13 protein-coding genes and 1 pseudogene are annotated in these 14,953 nt (G+C 52.8%); 4 read left to right on the top strand and 10 right to left on the bottom strand.

What is annotated here, in order from left to right; translation table 11 throughout:
- From AYI96_RS13760 to AYI96_RS13725, 8 genes are all read right to left on the bottom strand, one after another.
- Complete coding sequence (locus AYI96_RS13760; protein ID WP_039033613.1) at window positions 1-633, bottom strand: NADH:ubiquinone reductase (Na(+)-transporting) subunit D; 633 nt, start codon at window positions 631-633, stop codon at window positions 1-3.
- Window positions 633-1,421 carry a Na(+)-translocating NADH-quinone reductase subunit C gene (locus tag AYI96_RS13755; protein ID WP_039033612.1) on the bottom strand — a complete coding sequence of 263 codons (789 nt, stop codon included), beginning with the start codon at window positions 1,419-1,421 and terminating at the stop codon, window positions 633-635. Before AYI96_RS13755 ends, AYI96_RS13760 begins: the two co-directional genes overlap by 1 nt.
- On the bottom strand, window positions 1,414-2,613 hold the full coding sequence (locus AYI96_RS13750; RefSeq protein WP_039033611.1) for an NADH:ubiquinone reductase (Na(+)-transporting) subunit B: 1,200 nt from the start codon (window positions 2,611-2,613) through the stop codon (window positions 1,414-1,416). Before AYI96_RS13750 ends, AYI96_RS13755 begins: the two co-directional genes overlap by 8 nt.
- Complete coding sequence (locus AYI96_RS13745) at window positions 2,610-3,941, bottom strand: Na(+)-translocating NADH-quinone reductase subunit A (RefSeq protein ID WP_039033688.1); 1,332 nt, start codon at window positions 3,939-3,941, stop codon at window positions 2,610-2,612. Before AYI96_RS13745 ends, AYI96_RS13750 begins: the two co-directional genes overlap by 4 nt.
- Before the next feature lie 372 nt (window positions 3,942-4,313).
- On the bottom strand, window positions 4,314-6,359 hold the full coding sequence (locus AYI96_RS13740; protein WP_144361802.1) for a TonB-dependent receptor: 2,046 nt from the start codon (window positions 6,357-6,359) through the stop codon (window positions 4,314-4,316).
- 132 nt (window positions 6,360-6,491) lie between these two features.
- Entirely contained in the window at window positions 6,492-7,001 is a 510-nt protein-coding gene (gene luxS / locus AYI96_RS13735) for an S-ribosylhomocysteine lyase (protein WP_025011876.1), read from the bottom strand.
- 124 nt (window positions 7,002-7,125) lie between these two features.
- Window positions 7,126-7,425, bottom strand: a complete 300-nt coding sequence (locus tag AYI96_RS13730) for a BolA family protein (protein WP_039033687.1) — start codon at window positions 7,423-7,425, stop codon at window positions 7,126-7,128.
- A 75-nt stretch (window positions 7,426-7,500) separates the two neighbouring features.
- Window positions 7,501-8,163 (bottom strand): alpha-ketoglutarate-dependent dioxygenase AlkB family protein, encoded by a 663-nt coding sequence (locus AYI96_RS13725; RefSeq protein ID WP_144361801.1) that lies wholly within the window; start codon window positions 8,161-8,163, stop codon window positions 7,501-7,503.
- Window positions 8,164-8,326: 163 nt separating this feature from the next.
- Here AYI96_RS13725 and AYI96_RS13720 point away from each other — a divergent pair, with 163 nt between their 5' ends.
- Window positions 8,327-9,457 (top strand): methyltransferase, encoded by a 1,131-nt coding sequence (locus tag AYI96_RS13720; protein ID WP_144361800.1) that lies wholly within the window; start codon window positions 8,327-8,329, stop codon window positions 9,455-9,457.
- Between the two features lie 106 nt (window positions 9,458-9,563).
- Here AYI96_RS13720 and AYI96_RS13715 read toward each other — a convergent pair whose 3' ends face one another.
- Window positions 9,564-10,406, bottom strand: coding sequence for a choice-of-anchor H family protein (locus AYI96_RS13715; RefSeq protein WP_144361799.1), 843 nt, complete (start codon window positions 10,404-10,406; stop codon window positions 9,564-9,566).
- Between the two features lie 524 nt (window positions 10,407-10,930).
- On the opposite strand from AYI96_RS13715, the gene AYI96_RS13710 reads away from it, so the two are divergent.
- The 3 genes and pseudogenes from AYI96_RS13710 to AYI96_RS13700 all read left to right on the top strand — a co-directional run bounded on the left by AYI96_RS13710 (window position 10,931) and on the right by AYI96_RS13700 (window position 13,321).
- Complete coding sequence (locus tag AYI96_RS13710; protein ID WP_233962558.1) at window positions 10,931-11,269, top strand: PepSY domain-containing protein; 339 nt, start codon at window positions 10,931-10,933, stop codon at window positions 11,267-11,269.
- A 13-nt stretch (window positions 11,270-11,282) separates the two neighbouring features.
- Window positions 11,283-11,972, top strand: a pseudogene (locus AYI96_RS13705) (response regulator transcription factor).
- A complete protein-coding gene (locus AYI96_RS13700) occupies window positions 11,972-13,321 on the top strand; it encodes an ATP-binding protein (protein ID WP_144361798.1) in 1,350 nt (449 codons plus the stop codon). Before AYI96_RS13705 ends, AYI96_RS13700 begins: the two are co-directional and overlap by 1 nt.
- A gap of 720 nt (window positions 13,322-14,041) precedes the next feature.
- Here AYI96_RS13700 and AYI96_RS13695 read toward each other — a convergent pair.
- Complete coding sequence (locus AYI96_RS13695; RefSeq protein WP_144361797.1) at window positions 14,042-14,407, bottom strand: hypothetical protein; 366 nt, start codon at window positions 14,405-14,407, stop codon at window positions 14,042-14,044.
- Between the last annotated feature and the right edge of the window lie 546 nt (window positions 14,408-14,953).

The following is a 14,953-nucleotide window of genomic DNA, read 5'->3' as shown; positions in this document are numbered from 1 at the left end:
TTACCCTTTTGCTTCTACTTGCTCTGGCTTATAAGTGCGGATTATCCAAATCAGAATACCGATCAGGAAGAAGGCACTTGGCGGCAGCAGTAACAGGCCGTTGGGCTGATACCAGCCACCGTCTGATACTTTGGAAAGTATCTCGACGCCAAACAGCGAACCGTTACCAAAGAGTTCACGGACAAAACCTACGCTCATCAGTACCAGACCATAACCCAGGCCATTACCTATACCATCCATAAAGCTCATCAGCGGCGGGGTCTTCATCGCATAGGCCTCGGCGCGACCCATCACGATACAGTTGGTAATAATCAAACCAACGAATACCGACAGCTGCTTGGCGATGTCATAAGCGTATGCCTGCAACACCTGATCCACCACGATTACCAACGAAGCAATAATGGTCATCTGCACGATAATCCGCACACTGGCAGGAATATGGTTACGTATGATGGAGATAAACAGGTTGGAAAACGCGGTTACCGCCGTCAGTGCTATGGTCATAACCAATGCGGTTTCCAGCTTACTGGTTACCGCCAGGGCACTACACACCCCGAGGATCTGCAGCGCAATAGGGTTATTGCTGACTATAGGTCCGGTGAGAACCTGTTTGAGTTCTTTACTATCGGCCATTAGCTCAATCCTCCATTGCGTGCTTTTTCAATAAAGCGAGCAAAACCTTCCTCGCCCAGCCAGAATGTCAGCGAGTGCTGAACACCATTACTGGTCAGGGTTGCACCAGACAAGGCATCAACACCATGAGCTGACTCGGCAACGGCGGGGTTTTTGGTCACAGTAATAGCTATGTTACCCTGCTCGTCAAATAGCTTCTTACCCTGCCATTTGGCTTTCCAGCTTGGATTTTCAACTTCACCGCCCAGTCCCGGGGTTTCCCCTTGGTTGTAATAAACCAGGTTCTGGATGGTGTTCATGTCAGGTTCCAAAGCCAGGAAGGCGTACATGGTTGACCACAGGCCATAGCCATGAACCGGCAGGATAACGCTGGTCACTTTACCGGCATCATCACGCACCAGATAAACCACGGCGTTTTTGGCAATCCGCTTAACCGAAGCAATGTCATGCTCAGGCACCACAGAGGTGGCAGGATCACGAGAGGCTTTCTGTTGATCATAGGTATCGCCGTTGATATCTGTGACTTCGTCACCGGTTTTCAGCTCGATAACCTTGGCTTCAACATACTTCTTGTAAGTTTCCAAAACCACATCTTTGCTGACCTTGCCGGATTTGGTATCGATCAGATTGGCGGCTTCCAGAATAAACTTCTGCTTATCCAGCAGCTTGTTTTCCTGCTGGGTTGGCTTGAGCAGTACCGCTGCGGTCGATACGAAAATCGAGCAGACAAGACACAGGCCAACGACAACAAATAGCGTTCTTCCGAACGAATCCTTATTACTAGCCACGAGCAATCCTCCGCTTGATGTTTGCCTGGACTACAAAATGGTCAAACAGTGGCGCAAACAGGTTGGCAAACAGAATCGCCAGCATCATGCCCTCAGGGAATGCAGGGTTGATGACACGGATAAATACTGCCATGGCACCTATCAGGATACCGTAAGCCCATTTGGCCTGGTTGGTGAAGGAAGCCGACACTGGGTCAGTGGCCATAAACATCATACCGAAGGCAAAGCCACCCAGAACCAGGTGCCAGTACCAAGGCATGGCAAACATATGGTTGGTTTCAGAACCGACCAGGTTCAGCAACAGAGATACGGCAATCATACCGACCATCACGCCGCCGACAATGCGCCAGGAAGCGATACGGGTATAGATGATAACCAGACCACCGAGCAGGATAGCCAGGGTAGAGACTTCACCGACAGAACCAGGAATAAAGCCAAAGAAGGCGTCCCACCAGTTCTGGTTGAAGGCGTAGTCCAGAGTACCTGAAGCCGCTTGACTCAGCGCGGTAGCGCCGGAGAAACCGTCGGCAACGACCCAAGAAGTGTCACCGGACATATTCAACGGATAGGCAAAGAACAGAAAGGCACGACCGGCCAGTGCTGGGTTGAGGAAGTTACGTCCGGTACCACCGAACACTTCCTTGGCCACAACCACACCAAAGGTGATACCCAGTGCCACCATCCATAATGGGATAGTCGCCGGCAAGGTCAAGGCAAACAGCACAGAGGTTACGAAGAAACCCTCGTTGACTTCATGACCACGAACCGAGGCGAACAGCACTTCCCAAATACCACCGACCGCGAAGGTCACTGCATATATAGGCAGGAAGAAGCAGGCGCCATACCACATCAAGGTGGCCCAGCCGGAATCGGCTGTCAGCTGAGTACCGAAGAGCTCAAACAGACCCACCTGCCAAACATCGGGAGTACCGAAGCCAGCGGCCAGGGCGATTTGCGCCTGTAGACCCACGTTGTACATCCCGACAAACATGGCGGGGAAAGTACAGGCCCAGACAGTAATCATCATGCGTTTCAGATCCAGGTTATCGCGTACGTGGGTCTTGCCCTTGTTCACTTTACCCGGGGTGTAAAAAATGGTCGCTGCGGCTTCATAGAGCGCATACCACTTCTCGTATTTACCGCCCTTTTCAAATTGCGGTTCAATACGCTCAAGAAAATCTTTCAAGCTCATAAGCCTTCCCTCTCGACGGTCTCCAAGCAGTCACGCAGGTATGAACCATAGTCATACTTACCGGGACATACGAAAGTACACAGTGCCAGGTCTTCCTCATCCAGCTCCAGCGCACCCAATGCCACGGCGCCATCGGTATCACCGGAGATAAGATCGCGCAGCAACATAGTGGGCAGAATATCCAGAGGCATCACCCGTTCATAGTTGCCAATAGGCACCATGGCCCGCTCGGAACCACCGGTACTGCTGGTCATATTGAACAGTCGGGAAGGACTCAAGTGGCCCAGGAAAGCACGGGTAATGGAGTATTTATCGGATCCAGGCATCACCCAACCGAAGAACTCTTTCTCAGTACCCTCTTCAATCAGGGTCAACTGCTGGAAGTAGCGTCCCATATAAGCATGAGGACCTATTGCAGTACGGCCGTTAAGCACAGAACCTGAGATAACCCGAACTTGGCCATCGGCTTCGTCTTGGGTCAGGGCTTGTGTGCTGGCACCCAGCAGAGTGCGCACTAAGCGAGGGTTCTTGGCTTTGGGGCCAGTGATGGCCACTACGCGCTGGTTATTCAGTTCACCAGTGGTAAACAGCTGACCGATCGCGATGACATCCTGGTAACCCAGGTACCATACGCTGCGACGGGCAGAGGCAGGCATCAAGAAGTGGATATGAGTCCCAGGCAGACCCGCTGGATGGGGGCCAGCAAACTCTTCCACTTGGGCATTAGCCGCTGGAATGTCTGCTCCTGGTGCTTTACAGACGAAGACTTTGTCTGTCAGTCGGGCCAGTACTTTCAGGCCGTTGACGAAATCGTCTTTATGCTCAGCGATAACAACTTGAGGATCGCCCGCCAGTGGCTGGGTGTCCATGGCTGTCACGAAGATAGCCGCTGCTGTCGCATCCACTGCCGGCACCTTACTGAAAGGACGGGTGCGCAATGCGGTCCACATACCTGATTCAATCAGATTATCGCGAACCTGCTGCGGTTCCAGAGTATCCAGAGCCTGGGCATCATACTTGGCAAAAGAGACGGCGTCGTCCCCTTCTATGTCTATGACGACCGACTGCAGAACACGTTTGGCGCCGCGGTTGATTTCTAATATTGTGCCACTGGCCAAAGCCGTATATTTAACGCCAGGATTCTTTTTATCCTCAAAAATCACCTGACCTTTTTGCACTTTATCGCCCACTTTGATCTTCATCGTTGGACGTAAGCCAATATACTCTTCACCCAAAGTAGCTACGTGTTTAATGGCTGGGCCATCATGGATAACTTGCTTTGGTCCGCCTGCTATAGGCAAATCCAATCCTTTCTTAATTGTAATCATATCCACATGCACTACGTTTTGAAGGAAAGACAATGCGCCGCGTTCCTGCTAACCCCCGACTCTCACACAAAAAAATCGAGCGTTGAGCTAGCGCAGATTTATCACAGAAATGCGATCGCAATCACGCTGGTCGCGCGCATTTTACCCCAATTGAAACGCTATCGCCACGAAAATTGTAGTGTTTTAACCTGCTTTCAAAGTGACCAAGAGAGAATTGAGCCAAACGAGTTAAGCAGAGATAGCGATAAGCAGGCAAAAGGCAGGATTTTGTCCTGGCTCATAAATTTATACCTTTAATTTTTAAAGAAATAATCGACTAAATAGTCGAAAATACTTATTTCATCTTCACAGCTTTACCGGGGAGGCTCTGCTTCAAAATTTCATTCGATAGCCCAGCTGTAAACGTCGACCAACACTTGCCAACAAACCACTGTCATCTTCACGTAACGGACTAGCGTCATCGAGCAGATCCTCGGCGCGAAAATAGAGCTGATGTTTTGAGTTGAAGTCATAACTCAGCAGCAGATCCAGCTGCATGCTGTCCTTAGCCGTCACCTGAGGGGTAAGGCTTGCCACTTCTGAACGATATATACCCTGAGCTCTGGCCTTAAAGCCGCCCCACTCCAGACCGGCATGAAGACTCAAGGCATGCTCAGGCAACCAAGGCAACTGCTCATCGACCATCAGGCAAGGTCCACTCAGCATAAGGCAACCCGAATGCTGCGCCTTGGCTTGGGTATAATGATACTTGAGCCCCATGGGCCAATTGACACTGCCTGAGTCCAGCCGGTAATCGAGCGCCAGTTCGGCGCCTTTAACATCTACTTCTCCGAGATTGTATTGATTGAGGCGCAGCGCAGGGTCGCAGAAGCTACTTGCGGTGCAGTCAAAATGCAGATTGTCGAAGTCTCGCTGGTACAGGCTCAGTGCACTTTTCAGCCTACCTGACTCAAAGCGGCCACCGAGTTCATATTGCCAGGCTTGCTGGGAGCGTTGCCCCTGGTTGCCGGGGCTCGCCGCCGCCCAGGCCCTGCCGGCACTGATGAACAGGCTCAGTGCCTCCCCGCGCCAACTGAGCTTGGCCGTGGGTAACCATTCACTTTCGGAGAAATCCGCGGCTGAAAGCGGCACGGTTTCGCTGCTGCGCTCCAAGCTGACATCTTCATAGCCGACGCCGAGCTCCAGAGTCACGGCCGACCAGTTGAGCTCAGCCGTCACCGCCGAGCTCCAGACACTGGCCTTGTCATCAATCCTGATACTCAGACTCTGCGCGGTATCACTCAGCAGTCCATCCTGCCATAACCAACTCCCCAGGCCGGGGGCCTGCTCGGCCTTGTCTCTGTGCCAGCGGGCACTGTAACTCACCTTGTGGCGACCATACTGAGTAATGGCCTGAGTCTGGATCCCCATAGCCTCGAAGTCATCATCACGGCGAAAGTCGACCAATGAAACCGCGCCGATAGCATCGGCATCCAAGGCCGCCAGTTGCTCAAGCACGTCACCTTGAATAAAGGCGCCATCGGCAAAACTCATCTGCAACTGCGAGCTGTGATGGCTATGGTAGTAAAGCTCGGTAAACACTCGAGAGCCGGCGCTAGGCTCAACGCGGTGTGACAGCTGATATCTGTGACTGCGGTTCTTGAGTCTATCCTGCGTGGCAGCGCCATACACCAGTTCAGGGTTCAGTTGCCAATCGGCAGCCGTCAGCCCCATTCCCGGCAAAAACTGCCGCAGCTGTGAATACTGATACTTGAATTCAGTATGTTGCCGACTGCGGGCACCCGGCAAGCTGTTGGCCGCTATCTTGAAAAGGACCTTGGTCTGGCTGTCGTCTTGCCCCTGCTCGGCGCTTCTCGGCTCCTGCCAGGGTTGCTGGCGCCTGTGGCTCGCCTGCAGCAACACCTTATAATCATCGGCATCAATCAGGCCGCGGCCCTCGGCGCCCCAACCTTTATCTTCATTGCCTTGAAGCCGCACGCTCTTGCCCGGAGATTCCTGCAACCCCAGGCTTTGGGTTTCCAAAACGCCAAAACTGCCGCTACCGCCATAGAACAAGCTACCGGCGGCATTGGCCCTGCTGGCAACCAGGGTATCGGGATCCGGCAGTTGCCACAAATAAGGTGCAGAATAAGGTGCCGGCGCCAGATTGACCCTGTCTTCGATAATCGCTATTCCGGAATGGCCGCTGCCACCGGCGCCGCGGATACTGAAACTGCCAGGCAGGGTTGGGATAAGCTCGCCACCGGCAGTCAATTGCCGCTCGGCCGAGTCATAGTACATGGCATTGATTGCTGCGGGCTCAAAAGCCGGATGGTCAGCAGCCAAAGCTTCGGAAGCACGCGCCCACTGCCCGGCCAAACTCCCGCTCACCAAAACGGCCACTGCACTCACCTTAAGCAAGCCACGCCTCTGACTCATATCCCAATCCCCTATCAGCAGTTACCGCATATTTAATGTTATATTTTTGTAAACTAACTGATTTGCGAATAAAAAAAAAGCGACTTGAGTAAATATCAAGCCGCTTGATTGAGCGAGGTAAGCCGGGCGGGATTAGAGCTGCTTCAGCAGTTCCTCACTCAACTTGAGATCGTCGTTACGGTTAACGCTGACACCGGCGGCAATAATATTGCGGGCAATATCCTGCGCCTGCTCCAGAGAATGCATCTGATAGGTACCGCACTGGTATTCGTTCAGCTCGGGAATAGCCTTTTGATCTTGTACCTTGAGCACATCTTCCATGGCTGCCAACCAGGCATCGGCAACCCGGCCTTCTGCCGGTGTCCCGATAAGGCTCATGTAAAAGCCGGTGCGGCAACCCATGGGTGAAATATCTATGATCTCCACTCCGTCACCATTGAGGTGATCGCGCATAAAGCCGGCAAACAGGTGTTCCAGAGTATGAATGCCACGCTCGCTGAGAATATCCTTGTTGGGCGCGCAAAAACGCAGGTCAAATACCGTAATGGTATCGCCCTTTGGTGTGCTCATGGTCTTGGCCACCCGCACTGCCGGTGCCTCCATCTTGGTATGGTCCACGGTAAAGCTGTCTAACAATGGCATGGGTATTCTCCCTTGGATGGCAAGCAGGCTTGCACTGTTATATGGTTTCGCGTCTCAAAGCGCTATTATTACAGCGCCAAAACACAAATGCAGCCCCTGGAGGCGGTTTATCAAGCTAGGACTTTTAACCTCGGCACTTGGGCGACTCAGGCACGGCGCTTTGGGCATCCCATTCGGCCTGAGTATAAGTGTGCATGGACAGAGCGTGCACGCCATTGGCCAGTTCTTCCGCCAATGCCTGATTCACTTCTCTATGGCGAGCCAGCAGACGCTTGCCATCAAAGGCTTCACTGACAATGATCACCTTGAAGTGCGTCTCTGAATTAGGCGGCACATGGTGATTGTGGCTCTCGTTGATGACTTCTATATGACTCGGCGTCAGGGCGAGGTGCAACTTCTGCTCTATGGTCTGGGCAACGGACATGGTAAAACCTGATATAAACTGTTGGGATTGGCGGCAGGTTACTGCGTCGGCGAACAAAGATCAATCCGACAATTTTCAACCACCAGGGGGATGAAAACCCAATTTGAGCCGCCGATAGGTGAGATTGAGCCTGGGCTCTGTGAGTTTCAGCCTTCTTGGCAATGCATGTTGCCACTCCTGCTGCATCGGCCAGCGCATCAACAAGAGATCGCCCGAGTTAAGCCTGAGCCGCAGCTTCTCGCCGCTTTGCTTGTGTCTCAAATCAAAATCGCGCCCGGCGCCCAGACTGATTGAAGCGATATCGGCCCCCTCAGCCAGCTCAGGTTCATCGTCGCAGTGCCAACCCATGGCGTCGTGGCCATCGGCATAACGGTTTACCAGCACGCCGTTGCTGTCAAGCTGCCAGTCCCGATCCAGCTTTTGCCTTAGCCGTAACAGATATTTGGGCCAGGGAAGCGCCCTGACCAATAACCCTGAGTAGCGATAATCACAGCCGGGATCGCCAAACCACACCTGAGTACGGGGAATGGCGTGACGCTTACCGAATATTTCAAGCTCGGGGCGAGTCAGGGGATAATGCTCCGCCTCGCGCCAAATGGCATCCTGCTGGGCTGGATTGAGATAACCGCGCACCAGCAACATAGGCGGCTGCTCAAACCGCTGCACGCCTGTTACCGACTCAGCAGATGACCCAGGCTCAAGCGCAAACAGCGACTGCTGTATCTCTTTTGAACTCATATTTGAACTCACCTTTGAACTTCATGGCATTGCTTCTCTGTGGCTTATTGCCCGGCTTAAGCCTTCTTTATTACATAATGACCAAGGCAGACTTTCGCAAATATCGCCTTGAGCGCCAGTATTTGCGATAATCCGCGCAAATTCGTCCTTTAAGCCCAGTTATATGACTAGCCAGTTCTCAGCCGCTGATATTCAGCTCACTCTGCACCGCTATCCCGAAGAGCAGGAATCCAACCTCCAGGCCTGGGATGCCGCCGATGAACACCTGCTCAAACAGCTCGCCGAGGAAGATACGCCTCAATCTGTGCTTATTATCAACGACAGCTTTGGAGCCCTGCTGTGCGCCATTCGCCGACGTTACCCAGATGCAAAGATTCACTGGAGCTCGGATGCCCGCACTTCCCACCTTGGCGCTCGACAGAATCTTGAGAAAAACCATCTCAGCGATGCCGACATTCACTGGCTAAACAGTCGGGAAATGCCTGCTTGTGTACCCGATACCATATTGCTGAAGCTGCCCAAGAACCTCAACTTTTTTGCCTGGCAGCTGACCATGCTGGCCAATATGCTTCCCGCCGGTACCCGGGTATTGATTGGCGCCAAGGCCAAATCCATCAATCAAGCCTTGTTGGCCCTGATTGGCAAACATCTGGGCCAGGCCAGCGCCAGTCTGGCATGGAAAAAGACCCGGGTGATTACCGCTTTTGCCGATGGCCAGGCACGCGAATTGCCTGCCCCCAGCGAGTGGCCCCTTGGCGAATTCGGCCTCAACATCTGTAATCTCAGCAATGTATTTGCCGCCGGCAAACTGGATATCGGCGCCCGTTTGATGTTGGCCAACCTCCCCGAAGGTGAGTTTAGCTCTGTGGTGGACCTGGGCTGCGGCAATGGCGTTTTGGGGCTGGCGGCGGCCAAACGTTATCCCGAGGCGAGCATTCACTTTGTCGATGACTCAGAGATGGCCGTGGAAAGTGCCCGGCTCAACTGGCAGGGCAATGGCTTTGAAGCCGAACGCGGCCACTTCTATTGGGATGACTGTCTGAGTCATTTGAGCGCCGGCGTCGCACCGGATCTGGTGCTCTGTAACCCGCCGTTTCATCAGGGAGAGGCCATCACAGATCATATTGCCTGGCAGATGTTCCTCGATGCCAGACGGCGTCTGGTGAACGGCGGCATACTGCATGTGGTCGGCAACCGTCACCTGGGCTACCACATCAAGCTCAAGCGCCTGTTTGGCAACTGCAAGACCATAGCCTCCAATGGTAAGTTTGTGATCCTGCAAGCCTCTAAATAAAAGGCCAACAAGAGTAAACCTTGTTAACCCATTCCGGCCCCCGTTGGGAACCTGGAAAGAAACAGGCCGGGAGAGACCCCGGCCTGTGTAGTTAAATTTTGTGATTTCATGCGGCAACTTGGCCGCGTCTGTAACGCAAGCCGCCAAGCAGTACCAGACTCGCGAGCGCCAGCACTGACAGGCTGCCGCCGGCATCGACTATCACAGTCGCGCCATCATCTCTGTCCCATTCGCGACTCTCCAGCGGCAAGGCATAGAGGCTATTGCTTTCATAAGAACTTATGGTTGCCACTATGTCACTGTAACCGGGTTCATAGAGGTCGATCAGCACATCATAGTGATCGCTGGGGTAGCCGCTCTCTAACGTGGTGAGCACTTCAAAGTCATCCTGGGTACTGTCTCCCTGAATGTAGAACACCTCAGTGCAGTAGTAATGCTCCCAGTCACCGCCGTTGCGGCTCAGATAAAGCTCGGCATAAACGGGCACAGACTCGGCCGGATCATTACCGTAAACATCGGCATCGAAGCGCACCGCAAAGCTGCGATAAAAGCCATCAGAGTCATAATCATCATAAAGGTAGCTGGCCGCCTCATAAAAGCTGAACTCATGGTAATAGCTGTGGGCAGTAGTGGAGACCATCCGCTGCGGCGCGGCTTGGATCTTGGGCAGTTTCTGTTTATTGGCAATCATCTGCTCGCGGGTCATGCGCTCACCGGAAACCTGAGCTCCGGTAGATTGCCACTCCTGCTGCAGTTGCTTGAGCAACTGCCTGTGTTGTGCCGCCCGTAGCTTCGCGCCTGAGCTATCCTGTTCATCGCTCGGTTGCTGCGCTTTTTGGCCGATGGAGACTTGTCCGCCGACAGGCTCCTTGGCATAGGCAGCAGGCAGAGCCCCAAACAGAGCCAAAAACAGCGACAGGCTAAATACAGTGTAAGATAATAATTTCATAGTGCTTCTCCACAGGGCGCATCCCGCGCTTATTCGGGTTTAGGGAAGGTGCGAACAAGTCCCATGTGTGCTCTGCGTCGGCTTCCAGGCCTGGATGCAAGGCGTGGTTCGCAGCAAATGGCCCTAGTCCTTTGCAAGAAGCACAACATAGCAGGCAGGTCTGTAAGCCACGCCCTTCGGGGCTTTCACAGCAACCGGCTCTCTGCGTTATCCGACTTCGACAGGCCCCGGCATGCCTTCAGTCAGATGCCTTGAGCGCCAATTGCTGTGCAAGCCACTCTCTACAAAAGAGAAGGCCACGAGGACTTATTCGCACCTTCCTTAGCATTATTAAAAGTCAGCCTGGGTGAACATGAGATGAACGGTTTCTGTCAGCCGATGTTCATCTTGGAAGGAGTACAACTGACCGGGCCTGAGCGAAAACCGGGGGTGAAGGACAGATAGAGAGTGAAGACCCGGCTGGCTATTTCATCCACCGCGGGGATCTTTTACACTGGGCCAAGCGTTTCCAAAAGGGCAAAACCATGAAAAGGGGCAGTAAAATCAAGCATCAAGCTTATCACTCAAGCGGAATTATCGCGGCAAGCATGCTATTGCTGTCGCTGGCTTTCGCTCAGCCCCTGCATGCTGGCCCCTTTGCCAAGCCGGAACGAACGACTCAGGCCCAGGAGGCCAAGCTGAAAGTCCGCAGCGGCGATGAAGCCGCCAGACTGGTGAAGCAGGCTTATGGCGGTAAGGTACTCAGGGTGCAGTCTGTGAAGGTCAACGGCAACCCGGGGTATCGGGTCAAACTGCTGCAGGACAGTGGCCGAATTGTCTATGTCTCTGTGGATGCCCGCAGCGGCCGCCTGCAGGCAAACTGACAGGAAATAGCTTATGCGACTGTTATTGGTAGAAGATGATGCCGCCTTACAGGCCAACTTAAAACAGCATCTGCAAGAGGCAGGTTTCAATCTGGATACGGCATCAGACGGCGAAGAAGGGCTGTTTCTGGCGGCGGAGTATCCCTATGATGCCGCCATTATCGATATCGGCCTGCCCAAACTCAGCGGCATAGCACTGATTGAACAGATGCGCGCCAAGGGACTGGATTACCCTGTGCTGATCCTCACCGCCAGAGATGGCTGGCAAGACAAGGTGGAAGGCCTGGATGCCGGCGGTGATGACTACCTCACCAAACCCTTCCACCCCATGGAGCTCACCGCCAGGATCAAGGCTTTAATCCGCCGCAGCGCCGGTAAGGCCAGCCCCTTGCTGCAAAGTGGCCCTGTCACCCTGAATACCAGCAGCGGTGAAGTGCGACTTGGCAAACACAGCGTCAGCCTCAGCGCCTCCGAATAAAAATTGCTCGAGTATCTGATGCTGCATCAGGGCGAAGTCACTTCCAAGAGTCTGCTTATCGAGCATATCTATGATCAGGACTTTGATCTCGACTCCAATGTGATTGAGGTATTTATTCGCCGTTTGCGCAAGAAGCTGGATCCCGAGGGCACGCTTGGGCTTATTGAAACCCTGCGTGGTCAGGGTTATCGCCTTAATACGCTTCCTGTCAGAGATAACCCCTGATGAAGCCCTTGCCTGCAAGGCTTTTGCCCGGTTCACTCAAGGGCCGGTTGGTGATCAGCGCCCTGCTGTTGAATCTGGTGCTCTTGCCGCTTATCGGCGTAACCCTGAGCGATGCCTTTCGTGCCCAATTGACCCACGCGGTAAAAGATGAACTCAGCGCCGCCCTTTATGGAGTATTGGCATTGGCAGAAGTGGAACAGGGCGAACTGGTTCTGCCGGAACAATTACAGGACAAACAGTTCAACATAGATCAATCCGGGCTCTACGCCTTGGTCAGTAGCCAAGGCAAACTGGTATGGCATTCGCCTTCCTTTATCGGTATGCCGCCTCCGGGCAAGCTTCCAAGCCCACCACTCGGAGAAGGCCGCTTTGGCGAAATGCTCCTCCTGGGCAAGCCACACTTCAGTTACAGCTTCAGCGCCAGCTTTGCCTCGGCCTCGAATAATGGCCGGGATATTCCCTTTACCGTGCACATCATCAAAGATCAGACCGGCTTTGAGCAAACCCAAGGCGCCTTCAGCCGCCAGCTCTGGCAATACCTGGGACTATTAATGCTGCTCCTGTTACTGGTACAAGGGGGCTGGCTCTGGTGGACACTCAAACCACTGGCGCGCTTTCGCGCCGAGCTCGAAGCGGTTGAGCAAGGCAAACGGCAACATCTCGGCAGCGACTATCCCAAGGAGCTGCAACAGGTCGCGACCCAGCTCAATGCCCTGATAAGCAACGAACAGCGCCAACGCCAGCGTTATCGCAACGCCCTGTCGGATCTGGCCCATAGCCTGAAAACACCGCTGGCGGTACTGCAAAGCCTCAAGTCTTTGCCGAGCGATGCCCAAGAGCCCATCAGCCAAATTAACGCCAGCATAGGCCACCAGTTGAAGCGAGCCCAAAGTGCCGGCAGCGGCGCTTGGCACCAAGGGGTGAACAGCAAAACCGTGGCCGACAAACTGCTGCGAACCCTTGGCAAGATTTATGCGGACAAGGCGCTGGAGTTTGAGGCTGAACTGGCAACAAACGCCCTGTTTTACGGCGATGAAGCCGACCTGGCCGAACTCCTCGGCAATCTATTGGATAACGCCTGCAAGGCAGCAAACAGCAAAGTCGCCCTCAAAACCTGGGTTAGCGAAAAAGGCCTGAACCTCTGCATCGAAGACGATGGCCCGGGCATTACTGAGCAGCAAAAAAACCAGCTGTTCGAGCGCGGTGTCAGAGCCGATAACTACCAACAAGGTCATGGTATAGGACTGGCGATAGTCAAAGATCTGCTGCAGAGCTACCAAGGCCAGTGGCAAATAGATCAATCTCCCCTGGGCGGCGCCCGCTTCACCCTGTTTTTACCCAGAAGTTGAGATTGGGAATAGTACATTCATTCCCCATCCTTGGGCGCTCGACGAAAACGTCTGACCTACAAGGACGTAGGAAATGCCTAATTTGTCTGGAACAAAATTCGGCCCTGTTTTCGACAGTCACAGTTCCGCCTGTGCCTAGAAATGAGGTGCATGTCTGCGAACACTTCAGCTACTCAGGACTAACAGTATTGCACTAATCCCCCCTCGGTGTCGCCGACAGCCGTTGGCGCAGATAACGTGGTTAAGCAGCGGCCAATCACCTGCGGTGCGCTTTTCGCACAGGCGATCCTGTGACATGGCGAGAGTTGCATAGCAACATGCTTTCGAGCGCGAGCCAGGGATGGTGAGCTGGCCGTTAAACAGGGACGTTGTTCGAGTACGTCCCTTATCTCCTTAGATGGAGTGTATGCCGACATTTGTCTGGAACAAATGCGGTGGTAAGCTCTGCCTCGCCATCCCTGGCTCGGAAGGTCACAGTTCCGCCTGCGCCTGGAAAATAGGTGTATGTCTGCGGGAATATAAGCAACTTCAAGCAACACTATTCTTGCAGAATTGTACCAATCCCTCCTCGGGAAATAACCGCTGCCCTAAGTAGCGTTGATAGCCTATATGCGAAAGTTGTTGGTTATGCTCAATACCATGATGAAAAATCGAACCCGAATGGGGCGAAAGCTATCACAATTAGCGAAATACCTATTGACGGAATGCCACAGTCACTTGTTATGTTTCAATGCCTCGTTCCTTAAGCATATTTTTAAAAACTATTTGAGCCCATTTAATTACTATTTCAGAATTCCCAAGTTCATCTTTATCCAGGTAAGAGATGAGGACAGGATATCCTCCGCTGGGACAATACTTTGAATGTTCGAATCCATCCCATTCCAAACCCAACCCACGAACAGGTATGCTGGGGTCTCCGTTAACCCAGTAACTTACTTTTTCAAAATATCCCGCGGATATAAGAGATTCACCAATGTTTATTGCTTGTTCTACGGATTGAAAACAAACAGGTTGATAGGTAGTTTTATTGGTCGAAGAGCAACCTAGTAACAGGAGGCTTAAAAAAGCGAGGAGCCAAACTCTCATAATATCTTCCTTGAAAAATAAAACCGCGATCACCGGTTTGTCCAGTGCGGCGCATTGTTATATGCCTTTTTGGTTACGATATGAAGCATAACTTTTTAAACCAAATGCAACTGTTAAACATAGGCAAAGTAACGGAATGAAATAATACAGCCAATATAATTGTTCAAAAAAGGCATTAATTGGCTTACCCGTGGAGAAGAAAAATCAAGAAAAATCAAGCCACCCACTTTAAAACAATAACTTAATCTTCTTTCGGTCTGCGTTCAAGCACCGCTAGGGGATTTGAGCACCCGGAGGTAGAAAGATATCCGTGAGTTGCAGAGGTTTGATGAAATCGAACCGATTTCACGCAAAAATGCGAGATTTGAGCCGTGCAAGCCCCACCCATGGTTCAGGGGATTTCAATGACTGCGGTTGAGATAGAGTGGGGTTCAAGCCGTTTGAAAGTACTGGCAACTGGTTGCAAAATGCCGTCGTCGCTTCTCCAAATGTTCGCAGTAACAGCTGAGCTCTTGCAAGGTGCCTACCGGTCCACGAAATAGTCTT

Origin of the sequence: Shewanella sp. MSW (genome assembly GCF_007636515.1) — a bacterium.
Classification (GTDB): Bacteria; Pseudomonadota; Gammaproteobacteria; order Enterobacterales; family Shewanellaceae; genus Shewanella; species Shewanella indica.
This window is presented reverse-complemented; position numbering and strand designations above follow the sequence as displayed.

Coding starts and splice junctions, on each gene's coding strand:
- AYI96_RS13760 (WP_039033613.1), bottom strand. CDS start 633: ATGGCCGATAGTAAAGAACTCAAACAGGTTCTCACCGGACCTATAGTC.
- AYI96_RS13750 (WP_039033611.1), bottom strand. CDS start 2,613: ATGAGCTTGAAAGATTTTCTTGAGCGTATTGAACCGCAATTTGAAAAG.
- AYI96_RS13745 (WP_039033688.1), bottom strand. CDS start 3,941: ATGATTACAATTAAGAAAGGATTGGATTTGCCTATAGCAGGCGGACCA.
- AYI96_RS13740 (WP_144361802.1), bottom strand. CDS start 6,359: ATGAGTCAGAGGCGTGGCTTGCTTAAGGTGAGTGCAGTGGCCGTTTTG.
- luxS (WP_025011876.1), bottom strand. CDS start 7,001: ATGCCATTGTTAGACAGCTTTACCGTGGACCATACCAAGATGGAGGCA.
- AYI96_RS13730 (WP_039033687.1), bottom strand. CDS start 7,425: ATGTCCGTTGCCCAGACCATAGAGCAGAAGTTGCACCTCGCCCTGACG.
- AYI96_RS13725 (WP_144361801.1), bottom strand. CDS start 8,163: ATGAGTTCAAAAGAGATACAGCAGTCGCTGTTTGCGCTTGAGCCTGGG.
- AYI96_RS13720 (WP_144361800.1), top strand. CDS start 8,327: ATGACTAGCCAGTTCTCAGCCGCTGATATTCAGCTCACTCTGCACCGC.
- AYI96_RS13715 (WP_144361799.1), bottom strand. CDS start 10,406: ATGAAATTATTATCTTACACTGTATTTAGCCTGTCGCTGTTTTTGGCT.
- AYI96_RS13710 (WP_233962558.1), top strand. CDS start 10,931: ATGAAAAGGGGCAGTAAAATCAAGCATCAAGCTTATCACTCAAGCGGA.
- AYI96_RS13700 (WP_144361798.1), top strand. CDS start 11,972: ATGAAGCCCTTGCCTGCAAGGCTTTTGCCCGGTTCACTCAAGGGCCGG.
- AYI96_RS13695 (WP_144361797.1), bottom strand. CDS start 14,407: ATGAGAGTTTGGCTCCTCGCTTTTTTAAGCCTCCTGTTACTAGGTTGC.